The organism is Parabacteroides sp. TM07-1AC (assembly GCF_003480915.1).
Classification (GTDB): domain Bacteria; phylum Bacteroidota; class Bacteroidia; order Bacteroidales; family Tannerellaceae; genus Parabacteroides; species Parabacteroides chongii.
On sequence record NZ_QUKD01000005.1, the window covers coordinates 88,357 to 103,286 of the forward strand.

The following is a 14,930-nucleotide window of genomic DNA, read 5'->3' on the forward strand; positions in this document are numbered from 1 at the left end:
GTCAATATGTTATAATTGGTGATATATGGCAATCTCTATAATGAATAAGTGCTGTAGCCCACGATAAACCAGCTCCAAATCCGCACATTATTACTTGTTTTTCTCCTTTCAATTTTTGCTCTAACTCTGAAACAATAGTCAGAGGAATAGAAGCAGAACTGGTATTACCGTACTTGGCAATACAATAGGGAACTTTCTTTTCATCAAACTTTAACCTTTTGATAAAGAAATCTGTCATAAATTTATTTGACTGATGAAAAACAAGATAGTCTATATCATTCAACTCTATTTGAGTTATTTTGGCAACTTCTTTAATGCTCTTAGGTACTACGCTTATAGCAAAGTTAAAAACATCCATACCGTCCATATAAATTTCCATCTCAGTACGAATATTATTATTCTCTCTTTCCTTTTCCTCTAACGAGTCAATCATGACAGGATTACGCATACCGGCTGGAATTTTAACAGAATCTTCTCCAGAACCATCTGTATTCAAAACAAATGTGGAATCCTTATATTCCCCTTTCTCTATCAGAGTAGCAGTTCCTGCATCCCCATAAAGAGGTGCGTTCACTTTATCCTTGGGATTCACTATCTTAGAGAAAGTTTCTCCATCCAATAATAAAACCCTATTAATGCCCTCCAAAGAGGCATATGCAAATGCTGTTGAAAGCGCATATACATACCCAGAACATCCCAAAGACAAGTCTAAACAGGCACAGGACTTAGGTAAATTTAATCGATGTTGGAGAATACAAGATGTAGCAGGTATTCTATAGTCTGCTGTTTGGCTGGTAAATAACAACATATCAATTGATGCAATATCTATATTGTTATCTTCAATCAGCCGTTTTGCTGCCTTATAACATAAATCAGATGCACAAACATCTGATTCACAAATACGCCTCTCATGAATACCCACCGAATTGATCACTTTATCAACCTCTTCTTGTTCCATAATAGCATTCAAATTCCTATTATAAGCAATCTTTGAAGGGACACATGCACTCATTGCCTTTATTCCAACGTTATGATATGTTATTGTTGCCATGACTATTTTAATGAAAAACCACCATCTAAAACCATTATATTCCCTGTTAACCAACGACTTCCTTCCGACAAATGATATATGACAGCATTAGCGACATCCTCTGGCGATCCTAACCCTAAAGGATATAATTTTTCCTGTTCTAAAAACTGTTCTTCTGAAATATTTGTATTTCCTATCATTTGGGTCCTGACTATTCCAGGGCATATTGCATTAACTCTAATTCTCATTCCAGATAACTCTACAGCAAGAACTTTTACCGTTGAATTGATAGCTCCTTTAGACGCAGCATATAAAGTCGTTCCAGGTGTACCTAATAATGAAGAAATAGAAGATATAAAAACTAAAGAAGCACCTTTATTAATCAATTTCTTTTTGAGAAGTTTCTGAATCAGTATTATCTGTGAAAAATAATTGATTTGAAACATGGAATTAATTTTCTCCTGATTAATAAATTTCACAGGAACAAACTCATTTACTCCAGCACAAAAAACTACACCATCTAAATGCCCTATAGAATCTACAATAGACTTTAATTCCTCTTCTTTCGTTAGATCACAACAGAAATAATTATGATCCCCGTTTTCCAAAGTAACTAATGTTTCATTCAGACGTTCTTCGTTTCTGGCAACTAAGACAACTTGTCCTTTCTCGCGAGCTACATATTGAGCGACAACTCGACCAATACCGGAAGAAGCTCCTGTTATTAATATACGTTTCCCTTCTAACTGGCTCATCCCAACTTAGATACAACTATATTATACAAATCTTCCACAGTAATAGCATTACGTATATCGTCTCCTTTTATACTAACTTCGTATTCTTCATCAACCATTGCGATAATAGATAAAGCAGTTAAAGAAGACCATTCTTCCAACTCTTTAAATGCAGTCTCCGCTTTTATTTCGTCAATATCAGTATCATCGAACTGAGCTGCAAAATTTTCAAGAAAAAGATTCAAATCCATATATATATTCTAATTTATTATATTTTTACGGCTGGCAAACCAAACACTGTCATTTCTTCTTTCACATTTCTAATAACAACACTACCAGCCCCAACTGTTGCTTTATCGTTAATTTTCTTATGCGGCAAAACAATTCCACCCGTGTGAATGGTCACCATTTCACCTAATTCGGCATATCCACCTAAAAAAGCATAAGTATTCAAATGACAATAATCACCCACTCTAACATCATGTCCCAAATCAGAGAAAGGTTGTATAGTCACAAAATCACCTATAGTGATATCACATGAAATTAAGGCATTACGACAAATAATACATCCTGTTCCTACTTTGACATTTTTTGAAATATAAGCATTAGGATGAATTAAAGTCATAAATTTTCCATTTTTATCCAACACCATTTGTACATACTTTTTCTTATAGAAAACATCTCCTAAAGCACACACAAAAATATCATTTTCCTGGATATTATAATCCTCAACAGCTCCCAATATAGAAGGATAACCTTCATATCCATCTAAAGCATCACTTTTATCATCCAGGAATCCTGTGACAATAAAGTCTCTACCATATCCATCACATTCAATCGCTAAATTGTATATTTCACGACCAAATCCACGTGCTCCGATGATTATTAAATGCTTCATTGTATAATAGACTTTATTACTCGCTCAATATCATTTTCATTCAAGCCATGATGCATCGGTAGACAAATTACCTCTTCAGCCATTTTATAAGCTTCTGGCAAATTCATTTTGGAAGCCGACTCCAAACCACGGTATGTAGAAAAAGTACTTATTAAAGGATAAAAGTAGCGACGCCCAAAGACACCTACAGACTTCATTTTCTCGTATAAGTCATCTCTACTCATACCATATTTCTTTTCATCCACAAAGATAGGAAAATAAGAGTAATTATGTTTAACATTCGGTTTATCATCAAAACAACGTATCCCTTCAACATCATTCAAGGCTTCCCGATATTGTTTTGCCACCCGACAACGTTTTTCTATAGCTTGATCCACATGTTTAAGGCTCAATAAACCATATGCAGCACGCACTTCATCCATTTTTCCATTAATACCAGGAGCAACAACAGTTGTTTCATTCGCAAATCCAAAATTTTTAATATAGTCAATCCGTTGTTTTGTTTGCTCATCATGACAAATCAAAGCTCCTCCCTCTATTGTACTATAAACCTTCGTAGCATGAAAACTCAATGTAGCCATATCTCCAGCATTAATAATAGATTGTCCATTTTCCTGAACCCCGAAAGCGTGAGCTGCATCATAAATTATTTTCAATCCATAAGTATCCGCAATTTCCTGAATACGCCTGATTTTACAAGGTTGCCCATAAACATGAACAGGCATAATTGCTGTTGTCTTAGGTGTTATTGCTGCTTCTATTTTCTCAGGATCTATATTACCCGTCTCAGGATCTATATCAACAAATACTGGTTTAATGCCATTCCACCACAAAGCATGGGTAGTAGCAACAAAACTATATGGAGTGGTAATGACTTCTCCTGTAATTCTCATTGCTTGCAATGCACAGATCAAAGGTAATGTTCCATTAGTAAATAAACTAATATATGGTACCCCTAAGTATTCACAAAGAGCCTTCTCCAATTTCTGATGATATAACCCATTATTGGTAAGCCATTGCCTATCCCAAATATCTTTTAATGATACGATAAACTCATCCAATGAAGGAAGCAATGGAGAGGTTACTTTTATTTCTTCCATATATCTTATTTTTTTGCTAAATACTCAAATATATTTTCATAGTTCTTTTTTAAGAACTTCTCATCAAATGCCTCTTTGGCATATTCGATACCCAAAGTATTCGGATATAAATGCAAAGACAATTCTTTTAAAGGTATATTTCCTATCTCATCACAATCATAAACATTCACACCATCATCTTTAAATCCTTTGAATAAAATACCTTTAGAAGATAGATAAACTTTTTTACCCCAAAGTAGTAACAACATTATATTTCCTAATGCTGATTGATGTTTATAGTCAAAAATAGCGATATCTATAGTCTTTATTAGTTTAACATAATCCAAAAAGCCTAAATTCTCTCGTAAAATCAGCACCTTATCACCATAAAGAGTTCTTGCATAAGTTTCAATCGTCTCAGCATATGAGATATCACCATAAGAAAGTGGTAATACTATTTTTATATCTTCATTTTTATATACTAACAATTTATCCAGATATTCCCTATGCTTTAAAAAATCAAAGGCACAATGACCTATCATTATATTTATACTATCATCCATCCGTTTTTCCTCTAATTGAACAAGTTCAGGATAGTAATACCCAGAAGTATAGTAAGATCTAAATATTTTCATATCAGATCCGAACCTTCTTCTAACTTCATCTTGATCTGCGCGGCAACAGACTATGATCGATTTCATTTTTTTTACTTTAGAGAAGTACAAACAGCTCCAAATCAGCTCATACACAAATGAATACATTAAATTCAGTGTAAACTTCAAACAATACACTAACCGCTTTTTCAAAGAAGAAATATCACGCTTGACTCTATGAGTTCTATATAAATCATGTCCCCAAACCCACCAAGTTATTTTTCTTAACAAACTTTTCTTCATAAATAAAAAAGTCCAAATAGGATATGGAAGACTATGCAGAATTATCGAATCACCTAAAGGCAAATATTTATATAAAACCTCTGCTCGACTTTTATCTTCGTAAATAACATTGTCTAAATCAACTAATTTATCTATAATATTCTTTGACAAGAGTACAAACAAATGTTCACGTGCAGACAAATATTTATCAATGAACAATATGAAATTTATACAAAACGAAGATGCCCCCATAGGCATTATATGAATATATTTATATCTTCCATTTTGTTTCATCTTTTTCTTAATACAAAATTCAACGACTCTTTTAATATCTTTGAATCAGCACCCCAAAGAATAGCAAAGTATACAACGCCAGTGATTAATATCTTTGAGAATAACAACAAATAAATATTTGATATATAAAGACACAATACCCACGCTACAAAGAAAGAAAACAATACAGACAGTAGATAAGGGGAAATATCTTTAAGTACTAAAACAAATTTCAAATTCAATATTTTAGAAACGCGGGTATGCCACCATATAATACTAATTAAAAAAACAAAGATATAAGCGCACACCATCGTATAAATGCCTAAAGGGAAACATAGAGCCACCACAGATAACTGAACAATGGCAGTTCCCACTACACCTTTTAAATAAATATCAGATTTTCCATGTGCTATCAAGAGATTAGTATATAAAAACCATATATAGCCAAAAGCTCCCCACAAGCAAAACAATTGCAGAAAAGGCACACTAGCTAACCATTTCTCTCCAACTGTAATAATAATGAATTCTTTAGCTATAAATGCTAATCCTAATAATAAAGGGAAAGAGACAAAAGCGCCAAAACGAAGCATTTTTCGTAAAATCATAGTTTCCCTTTCCGTATCATCTGTTACCTGGGCAAATACAGGCTGAGCCACACTTAGAACCATTCCTGTAACCAGACCATACCCCATAGTCATCCATTTATTCCCTTGAGAATAGTATCCTACCTGATTTGCATTATAAAAACGCCCCAACAATATAGAAAATACATTTACATTAATCTGCTGAAATATATTTGTTAGAAACATTTTACTACTAAACCCCAATATACCTTTTAATGGAGCAAAGTTAAATTCAAATGTTGGTTTCCAAGGTGCAAATATGAATCTCAGAACTGCCCCACTAATTGCATATGTAAGACTTTGCAGAGCTAAAGCCCAATAGGCATATCCTTTTATTGCCAATACAACTCCTACAGTTCCAGATAGAGCCATTGCTGAAATATCAATTTGAGCCTGTTGCTTCACCATCAACTGTTTAAATAGGACTGTATAGGATACAGAAGCACATCCAGAAAAGAAAAAGCCCAAGAACAGAACTCTCGAAAGCCAAATCAATTCAGGATGATGGTAAAACTCCGCAATCATTGGAGCTAAAAGAAAAAGAACTAGATAACAAATCAAACCAACAATAACTGTGAACCAAAATACGGCATTATAATCACTATGCAATATTTTCTTTTTATTCGTTAATGCAACAGTAAACCCACTATTAATAATCGTTCCTGCAATCCCGGAAAAGACAGCGAGCATACCTACCAATCCATAATCTTCTGCATCCAAAATACGAGCTAAAACAATACCAAAGCACATGCCTAGCAACTGCTGCACACCATTACTCAATCCTCCCCAAAAGAGTCCTTTTGCCGTCTTTTCTTTCAGCGTTTGCTCTGCCATTTATTCTTTCTTATCATTTCCTTTATCCAACCTCAACCCCGTTTTCGCATTAAGCGGAGAAATAACCGAATGTCCCAAATCACTTTCCAATTGTTTTCGGGCAGCTTCGGCAGCTTTTCCTCCTTGTTGGGCTACTTGTACATGCTCTTCAAAATATTGTGGATCCTTTTCTTTGGATAATTCCGTAGTTGCAGCTTCTGCCAGCATATTGAGGGCGAGTTCGGTATTCGTCATGTTATCACGAAGACTCTCTTTTTTCAACCCTTTAAAACGTTTATACTCTTTTGATGTTTTACCAGACCATGTTTGATAAATAATATCCGTGAGAGTGGCGAACTGTACACCCTCTTGTAAGCCGTGACTTCTCCATTCATCGGTCAGATCTTTACGAATCTCGATGCTTTTGAGCCGTTGGTTGATCCAATGGTCCGAATAACCCAAGTTTTTATACTCCATCATCGCCCGATCGATTGTCCGTTCCGGATCCTGCATTTCGTCTAATCGCTCTTTAGCGACTTGAGCCATCCAAAGCTTGAACGGTTCAGCTTTCGGAGATGGGATAGATTGGATCAAACGGAACAACTGCTCAGTTGTGGCAACATCGGTTTTATAATATTTACCGTCTGCTGATGGTAATTTCAGTTGTACGATTTGAGCGTACAACTGACTTCCTTCTACAGATAACTTCCGTTTCAAATCACTCCAATATCTACGTGGGTTCTCACTATCCGTCAGTACACTCACCACATCTACTATAGAGAAATACCATTCTTCCGTTTCGTCGTCCCAAAGGGTACGCACTTTCTTTTCTTCAAAAATTTTAATTGCTTCTTTCTTCGTCATTGTTTTGGTCTTTATTTATTATTAACCTTTTCAAGCTCACTCTGATTTCCTTTTTACTGTATGTCGATTCTCTCAAAAGCTTCAACGAATATACTTGAAAAAGCAGAACTGGTCAAAAGTTTTAACCAGTTCAAATAGATTATTCTACCTCCCTATGCAATGATAAACAAACCCATTCTCTTCCATCTCCTTGATGTCATAAATATTACGACCGTCAAGTACCAGCGGGGTAGCCATCAGTTTCTTAATGGCAGACCAGGAAGGCATACGAAATTCTTTCCATTCCGTCACAAGCATCAAGGCATCAGCATCTACAACAGCATCATAAATGTCTTTTGCATAATGAACCGCATCACCAATACGACGTTTGGCTTCTTCCACAGCCACCGGGTCATACGCATACACCTCACAACCGGCAGCCAATAACTTATCTATCAAGACCAAAGAGGGAGCTTCGCGCATATCATCTGTTTCAGGTTTAAAAGCCAATCCCCAGATAGCAACACGTTTTCCTTTCAAGTCGCCCTTGAAATGTTTTTCAAGCTTATGGAACAAAAGAGATTTCTGTTCATTATTCACTTCCTCTACAGCCTGCAGGATACGCATCGGGTATTTATTCTGTCTAGCCGTATTAATCAAGGCTTTCACATCCTTTGGAAAACAAGAACCACCATATCCGATACCTGCATACAGGAAACGGTTACCGATACGACTATCCGATCCGATCCCCTTGCGCACCATATTCACATCAGCACCAACAATCTCACACAAATTCGCGATATCATTCATAAAGCTGATGCGGGTAGCCAGCATGGCATTCGCAGCATACTTGGTCATCTCCGCAGAGGGCACATCCATAAAAATAACACGGAAATTGTTCAAAAGGAAAGGACGGTACAAACGAGTCATCAGCTCTTCTGCACGCTCCGACTCAATACCTACGACTACACGGTCCGGACTCATAAAATCACTGATCGCAGCACCTTCTTTCAGGAATTCCGGATTGGAAGCAACATCAAATTCAATTTGTACCCCACGCTTATCCAACTCTTCCTGGATAGCCTGGCGTACTTTTTTAGCAGTACCGACAGGCACTGTACTTTTCGTTACTACCAAAATGTGCTTTTTGATATTGCGACCGACAGTACGTGCCACTTCAAGCACATACTTCAAGTCTGCACTGCCATCTTCGTCGGGAGGTGTACCTACGGCACTGAACAAGACTTCTACCTCATCCAGGCACTCTGCCAAATCAGTTGTAAAATGTAATCTTCCGGCCTGCTGGTTACGGTGAACCATATCTTCCAGGCCCGGTTCATATATAGGGATTATACCTTGTTTAAGGTTTTCAATTTTTTCAGTATTTACATCGACGCAAAAGACTTCGGTTCCCATTTCTGCAAAACAGGTTCCGGTAACCAGGCCCACATAGCCTGTTCCTACTATCGCTATTTTCATAATTTATAATCAAAATGCAAATTAAAGGCTCTTGAAATATTTAATAGTCTCTACCAATCCCTCTTCCAGGCGGATTGTCGGTTCCCAGCCATTCAGTTTTTCTTTGGCTAAAGAAATATCCGGTTTGCGTTGTTTCGGATCATCGGAAGGAAGAGGCTTAAATACAATCTTTGATTTCGAGTTCGTCATTTTCAATATGATCTCCGCCAATTCAATCATTGTAAATTCACCGGGATTTCCTAAATTGACAGGTCCCGTAAAATTCTCCGTTGCCATCATACGCACCATACCTTCGACCAAATCGTCTACATACTGGAAACTACGAGTCTGCATTCCATCGCCATAAATAGTGATATCTTCCCCTTTCAATGCCTGCATGATAAAGTTCGATACCACCCTGCCATCGTCCGGACGCATACGTGGTCCATATGTATTAAAGATACGGATAATCTTGACATCTAGCTTGTTCTGACGATGATAGTCCATGAACAAAGTCTCTGCGCAACGTTTCCCTTCGTCATAACAACTCCGCAAACCTATAGGATTCACATTACCCCAATAACTTTCTTCCTGAGGGTGAACAGCCGGATCGCCATACACTTCACTGGTAGAAGCCTGAAGGATACTCGCTTTCGTACGTTTAGCCAACCCAAGCATATTGATCGCACCGATAACAGATGTTTTGATAGTACTCACCGGATCGAACTGATAGTGTATCGGAGACGCCGGGCATGCCAGATTATAGATTTCGTCTACCTCTACATAATACGGGAATGTCACATCGTGGCGAACCAACTCAAAGTAAGGATTGTTCAATAAATGAACAATATTCTGTTTACAACCTGTAAAATAGTTGTCCATACAAATCACATTGTTCCCGTCTTTCAGTAGGCGTTCGCAAAGATGAGAGCCGATAAACCCGGCTCCACCGGTAACCAAAATCTGTTTCATGCTATTTATTCAATTTGTGTTTTCCTATACACTTCAGCTGTTTTCACAAAAACGAGAACGCAACAATGTTGGTCAGTCCCATGTCGAGAATGACTAAACTTGCACAAAGATAGGAATTTGCAGGGATACAACCTCTATAAAAATGGTTATTTGTACGAAAGGGAGACTATGCAAATCAGCCCTTATCCATCCCTCTATGAAACATCATTGTTCTTTCTGAGCATAGATACGTTGAATAATATCTACCACCTTCATACCTTCCAGAACATTCGTCGTAATACATTCGGTACCTGTTCCGGAAAGCACACGCACAACATTACGAATGACAAAATTATGATTCTGGGCAGATCCTTTATAAGGACCATAATCATTCCCGGGATTCGTCGGAGCCAGTTCCGGCATCTCATAATCTTTCACATGGCAATACTCCACTTCATTCATATATTGTCCGCCGATCTTGACGCTGCCATTCTCGGCAACGATCAGCATACTGCTTTCCATATTCCTGTTCCAAACAGCAGTCGAATAACTCAGGCTCCCCATTCCACCGTTCACAAAGTTAAAATTCACAAAGCCGGAATCCTCGAAAGCCGTCAGCTTCTCATGATTGAAATCGGCAAAACGGGCCTGTATATTGCAAATATCGCCAAACAGCCAATACATAATGTCGATAAAATGGGAGAACTGTGTGAAAAGTGTTCCACCGTCCAGTGCTGCATCACCATGCCAACCGCCCGGCTTATAATAACGCTCGTCACGATTCCAATAACAGTTCAACTGAACCATATAGATCTTTCCCAATTTACCGGAATCGATCATATCCTTGATCCATACCGATGGAGGAGAATATCTGTTTTGCATCACACAGAATACCTGTTTACGATACTTCAGGGAGGCATATACCACCTTTTCCGCATCAGCCAGCGTCAATGCCATCGGCTTTTCAATCACCACATTACATCCGGCTTCTATCGCCTGCACCGCCATAGCCGCATGCAGTCCGTTCGGCGTACAGATATTAACGACATCTATATGAATACCACTCTGCAACAGCTCCTGCAAACCGGCAAAAAAAGGAACAGCATACCCCTCTATTCCCAACTCCTCGCGAAGACGAATATCACACAAGGCAACCAGTTCGGCATCCGAATCACGGGTAACCATCTCTGCATGACGTTTCCCGATATGACCACAGCCGACAACGGCAAATTTTATTTTATTCTCTTTCATATTTAGTCAAATATGAGTTATTTCCTTTAACAATGTATCTATTATATATTCTTGTTCTTCTTCCGTCATTTCCGTATGGATGGGCAACGATAAAACAGATGTACTCAAACGGGCTGCTTCATCCATAGCTCCAGGTGTACGTGCCATCCATTTATAAGCCTCCTGCGCCTGTAAAGGCAATGGATAATACACCATGGTCGGAATCCCTTTTTCTTTCAGTGACGCTTGCAAAGACTCCCTGTATTTTGCCGTATCCGCAACATCACCTGCCGGTTTTAACCGGACCGTATACTGGTGATATACATGCGTAGAAAAAGTACTTTTCCGCGGAAGAAGCAACTGCTCGCACGAAGCCAAAGCTTCGTCATATCTGGCAGCAACAGCCTGGCGGGAGGCTGTAAACTCATCTATGTGTTTCAGTTTCACATCCAAAACAGCCGCCTGTAACGTATCCAGTCGTGAGTTACAGCCAATCAGCTGATGATGATACTTACGTTCCTGACCATGATTGGCAATCATCCGGATACGCTTTGCCAGGTTCTCATCCGAAGTCGTCAAAGCCCCCCCGTCCCCATAACATGCCAACGGCTTGGACGGGAAAAATGAAGTCGTCCCGATAATCCCCATCGTTCCGGTTTTCTTCACACGCCCATCCGGAAAAGTATATTCCGCCCCTATCGACTGGGCATTATCCTCCACCACATACAGATGATACATCGCGGCAATCTTCAGAATCGGGTCCATATCACAGGACTGCCCGAACAGATGAACGGCAATGATCGCCTTTGTATTCCGGGAGATCGATTCTTCTATCTTACGGGGATCGATATTATAAGTGTGCGGATCCACATCCACCAGGACAGGTGTCAGCCCCAGCAAAGCAATGACCTCGGCTGCCGCCACATACGTAAATGCAGGAACGATCACCTCATCCCCCGGCTGCAACCCCAATGCCATCAAAGCAATCTGAAGCGCATCCGTCCCGTTTCCACAAGGGATGACATGAGGAATATCCAGATATTCAGCCAGATGATCACTAAAAGCTTTCACCTGCGGTCCATTGATAAAAGCGCTACTTTCAATCACTGCCTGCATCGCCGCATCTATCTCCTCTTTCAGGCGATGATACTGTCCTTGCAGATCGACCATTTGTATATGTTTTTCAAACATCTTTACCGTCTGTGTCCGTTTTGTTTTTCTTTGCTTTTAATAACGTAGCAACAGCTATATTATTATAAAAAAGGTGTGCCATTCATGCGTAAACAAGATGACACACCCTGACACCTTCATTTGAAGGTTTATTTTTCTTATTTCACTTCGCTACCCGGCTTCACTTCCTTCTCCGGAGTGATAACCGCCAGCTTGCCGTCGAAGTTTTCGGCAGACAGGATCATTCCTTCCGACACAATACCTTTCAGTTTGCGCGGAGCCAGGTTAGCGATAAAGCAAACTTGTTTACCCACCAGGTCTTCCGGAGCATAATGCTGGGCGATACCCGAAACGATCGTACGTTTCTCCAGACCGTCATCGATGCGGAACTGCAACAGCTTGTCGGCTTTCGGTACTTTCGTACATTCCAGGATAGTACCTACACGGATATCCAGTTTCGTGAAATCGTCGAACTCGATGTTCTCACGTACCGGTTTCGCTTTATAGCTGGCCTCTTCGTTTGCTTTCTTTGTATCCAGCAACTTCTGAACCTGCGCTTCGATCACGCTGTCTTCGATCTTTTCAAACAACAATTCCGATTTACCCAGCTGATGACCGGCTTCCAATAAATCGGTAGCCCCCAGACGATCCCAGCCTAACGGTTCCACATTCAGCATCTTGTTGAGTTTTTCCATACTGAACGGCAGGAACGGTTCGAAAGCAATGGCCAGGTTAGCCGTGATCTGCAAAGCGATATTCATGATCGTAGCCACACGTGCCATATCCGTCTTCGCCAGCTTCCAGGGTTCTGTATCCGCCAGGTATTTGTTTCCGATACGTGCCAGATTCATCACTTCCTTCTGAGCATCACGGAAATGATATGTATCCAGCAAACGTTCTACATTTACTTTTACATCTTCAAAATCCTTCAATGTCTGACAGTCATAATCGGTCAACTCACCGGCTGCAGGCACTTTTCCTTCAAAATACTTCTCAGTCAGTACCAGTGCCCGATTCACGAAGTTACCCAGGATAGCCACCAGCTCATTATTATTACGAGCCTGGAAATCTTTCCAGGTAAAATCGTTATCTTTTGTTTCAGGAGCATTAGCTGTCAAGACATAACGCAACACATCCTGTTTACCTGGCATATCCAGCAGATATTCGTTCAGCCAAACAGCCCAGTTACGTGAAGTTGAGATCTTATCACCTTCCAAGTTCAGAAACTCATTGGCAGGTACGTTCTCCGGCAGGTTGAAAGAACCTTCCGCCTTCAGCATAGAGGGGAATACGATGCAGTGGAACACGATGTTGTCCTTACCGATGAAATGTACCATCTTGGTTTCAGGATCTTTCCACCAGGTCTCCCAGCTATCCGGCAGCAATTCTTTGGTATTGGAGATATAACCGATCGGGGCATCGAACCACACATAAAGTACTTTGCCTTCAGCACCTTCCACCGGCACAGGGATACCCCAGTCCAGGTCGCGGCTTACGGCGCGTGGCTGCAATCCCATATCCAACCAGCTCTTGCACTGTCCGTATACGTTCGGCTTCCACTCCTTATGATCTTCGAGGATCCATTTGCGCAGGAACGGTTCATGTTTATCCAACGGCAGGTACCAGTGTTTGGTTTCCTTCATCACCGGCTCGCTGCCACTGATGGCAGACTTCGGATTGATCAGGTCTGTCGGGCTTAACGAAGTACCGCAGGCTTCGCACTGGTCGCCATAGGCCTTTTCATTTCCGCAATGCGGGCATGTACCGGTTATATAGCGGTCGGCAAGGAATTGTTTGGCTTCCTCGTCGTAATATTGTTCGCTGGTCTTCTCGATGAATTCACCTTTTTCGTAGAGTGTCCGGAAGAAATCCGAAGCCACCTGACGATGGGTAGACGAAGTAGTACGGGAATAAATATCGAACGTGATACCGAACTCCTCGAAAGACTTCTTGATGATACCATGAAAACGGTCCACCACATCCTGCGGTGTAACTCCTTCTTTCTTAGCCCGAAGCGTAATAGGCACACCGTGCTCATCCGATCCCCCGATCATCAAAACCTCTTCCCCCTTCAGACGAAGGTAGCGGGCATAAATATCGGCCGGCACATACACCCCGGCCAGATGTCCGATATGTACCGGCCCGTTCGCATACGGCAACGCCGTAGTAATCAGCGTTCTCTTAAACTGTTTTTCCATACCTTGTGTTCTCTTTTTGAGGGGCAAAGGTACGGAAATATTTGCGAAATATGATTAGGTAAAATCAATTATACTTATAAGTCAGTCCTCATCTGACGGATAGTCATTAACAAAGGAGCTAAATCTTGCTTTATTACATTAAATATTTCTTCTTCGTCTATCCGATGGTATTCATGTGCAATAATATCCCGTAATCCCATAATTCCAGTCCAAGGAACAGCCGGGTAACGTTTCAAATAAGAATGTTCTGTTTTATTATCAATAGTCTTGACGCTTTCTCCTATAAAAATCAACTGCATACAGATACCACTTAAAATAAACATGCCGTCGGGAGTCAACAAAAAATCTTCCGGAGTGGATATTTGCTCCGACTTCGTTTGAATTAACAAAATAGAGTCTTCTATTCGATTAAGCAAAGACTGAATTCTTTCTTTATCAAACATATATCAAATCTTTTGATATACTCTTTCCAAAAGTAGAGCCAGATAATTGTTCTCTCAAACGGACCAGATCAACTCTACATCCAAATAATAATTCTAATTCCTGTTTCATGCGACTTCTTAGCAGAAGATTTGCCTCACCTTCATAAGCTACATCGACATCGCTATTTTCAGTTTGTTCACCTCGAACAATAGAGCCAAACAGAGCCATCCGGACAACACCATAATATCTGGCATTATTCAAAAAGTAGCTACGTAACAATTCTATATATTCTTTTTTTGTCTTCATAAACAAACACTTACTATCTCACAAAG

Annotated in this window: 15 protein-coding genes; all 15 read right to left on the minus strand. The window is 39.8% G+C overall.

Annotated elements, in window-relative coordinates; translation table 11 throughout:
• Position 1: 1 nt before the first annotated feature.
• The 15 genes from DXD68_RS12190 to DXD68_RS12260 all read right to left on the minus strand — a co-directional run bounded on the left by DXD68_RS12190 (position 2) and on the right by DXD68_RS12260 (position 14,904).
• On the minus strand, positions 2-1,051 hold the full coding sequence (locus DXD68_RS12190; RefSeq protein WP_122361761.1) for a 3-oxoacyl-ACP synthase III family protein: 1,050 nt from the start codon (positions 1,049-1,051) through the stop codon (positions 2-4).
• Between the two features lie 2 nt (positions 1,052-1,053).
• Complete coding sequence (locus DXD68_RS12195; protein WP_122361762.1) at positions 1,054-1,785, minus strand: SDR family NAD(P)-dependent oxidoreductase; 732 nt, start codon at positions 1,783-1,785, stop codon at positions 1,054-1,056.
• Positions 1,782-2,015, minus strand: a complete 234-nt coding sequence (locus DXD68_RS12200) for an acyl carrier protein (protein WP_122361763.1) — start codon at positions 2,013-2,015, stop codon at positions 1,782-1,784. Before DXD68_RS12200 ends, DXD68_RS12195 begins: the two co-directional genes overlap by 4 nt.
• Positions 2,016-2,032: 17 nt before the next feature.
• A complete protein-coding gene (locus DXD68_RS12205) occupies positions 2,033-2,662 on the minus strand; it encodes a NeuD/PglB/VioB family sugar acetyltransferase (protein WP_122361764.1) in 630 nt (209 codons plus the stop codon).
• The gene (locus DXD68_RS12210; RefSeq protein ID WP_122361765.1) at positions 2,659-3,762 is read right to left on the minus strand and encodes a DegT/DnrJ/EryC1/StrS family aminotransferase; all 1,104 of its coding nucleotides are present in this window, start codon (positions 3,760-3,762) and stop codon (positions 2,659-2,661) included. The genes DXD68_RS12205 and DXD68_RS12210 overlap by 4 nt, the downstream gene beginning before the upstream one ends.
• A 5-nt stretch (positions 3,763-3,767) precedes the next feature.
• Positions 3,768-4,910 (minus strand): TDP-N-acetylfucosamine:lipid II N-acetylfucosaminyltransferase, encoded by a 1,143-nt coding sequence (locus DXD68_RS12215; protein ID WP_122361766.1) that lies wholly within the window; start codon positions 4,908-4,910, stop codon positions 3,768-3,770.
• Positions 4,907-6,346 (minus strand): lipopolysaccharide biosynthesis protein, encoded by a 1,440-nt coding sequence (locus DXD68_RS12220; protein WP_122361767.1) that lies wholly within the window; start codon positions 6,344-6,346, stop codon positions 4,907-4,909. Before DXD68_RS12220 ends, DXD68_RS12215 begins: the two co-directional genes overlap by 4 nt.
• Positions 6,347-7,189 (minus strand): Bro-N domain-containing protein, encoded by an 843-nt coding sequence (locus tag DXD68_RS12225; protein WP_122361768.1) that lies wholly within the window; start codon positions 7,187-7,189, stop codon positions 6,347-6,349.
• 144 nt (positions 7,190-7,333) lie between these two features.
• Entirely contained in the window at positions 7,334-8,647 is a 1,314-nt protein-coding gene (locus tag DXD68_RS12230) for a UDP-glucose dehydrogenase family protein (RefSeq protein WP_122361769.1), read from the minus strand.
• Between the two features lie 21 nt (positions 8,648-8,668).
• Positions 8,669-9,598, minus strand: coding sequence for a UDP-glucuronic acid decarboxylase family protein (locus DXD68_RS12235; protein ID WP_122361770.1), 930 nt, complete (start codon positions 9,596-9,598; stop codon positions 8,669-8,671).
• Positions 9,599-9,802: 204 nt separating this feature from the next.
• Positions 9,803-10,828, minus strand: coding sequence for a Gfo/Idh/MocA family protein (locus DXD68_RS12240; protein ID WP_122361771.1), 1,026 nt, complete (start codon positions 10,826-10,828; stop codon positions 9,803-9,805).
• A 6-nt stretch (positions 10,829-10,834) separates the two neighbouring features.
• Positions 10,835-11,998 carry a DegT/DnrJ/EryC1/StrS family aminotransferase gene (locus DXD68_RS12245; RefSeq protein WP_199715655.1) on the minus strand — a complete coding sequence of 388 codons (1,164 nt, stop codon included), beginning with the start codon at positions 11,996-11,998 and terminating at the stop codon, positions 10,835-10,837.
• Positions 11,999-12,135: 137 nt separating this feature from the next.
• The gene (gene metG / locus DXD68_RS12250; RefSeq protein WP_122361772.1) at positions 12,136-14,175 is read right to left on the minus strand and encodes a methionine--tRNA ligase; all 2,040 of its coding nucleotides are present in this window, start codon (positions 14,173-14,175) and stop codon (positions 12,136-12,138) included.
• A 74-nt stretch (positions 14,176-14,249) separates the two neighbouring features.
• Entirely contained in the window at positions 14,250-14,618 is a 369-nt protein-coding gene (locus tag DXD68_RS12255; RefSeq protein ID WP_122361773.1) for a DUF86 domain-containing protein, read from the minus strand.
• Complete coding sequence (locus DXD68_RS12260; RefSeq protein ID WP_122361774.1) at positions 14,611-14,904, minus strand: nucleotidyltransferase family protein; 294 nt, start codon at positions 14,902-14,904, stop codon at positions 14,611-14,613. Before DXD68_RS12260 ends, DXD68_RS12255 begins: the two co-directional genes overlap by 8 nt.
• Between the last annotated feature and the right edge of the window lie 26 nt (positions 14,905-14,930).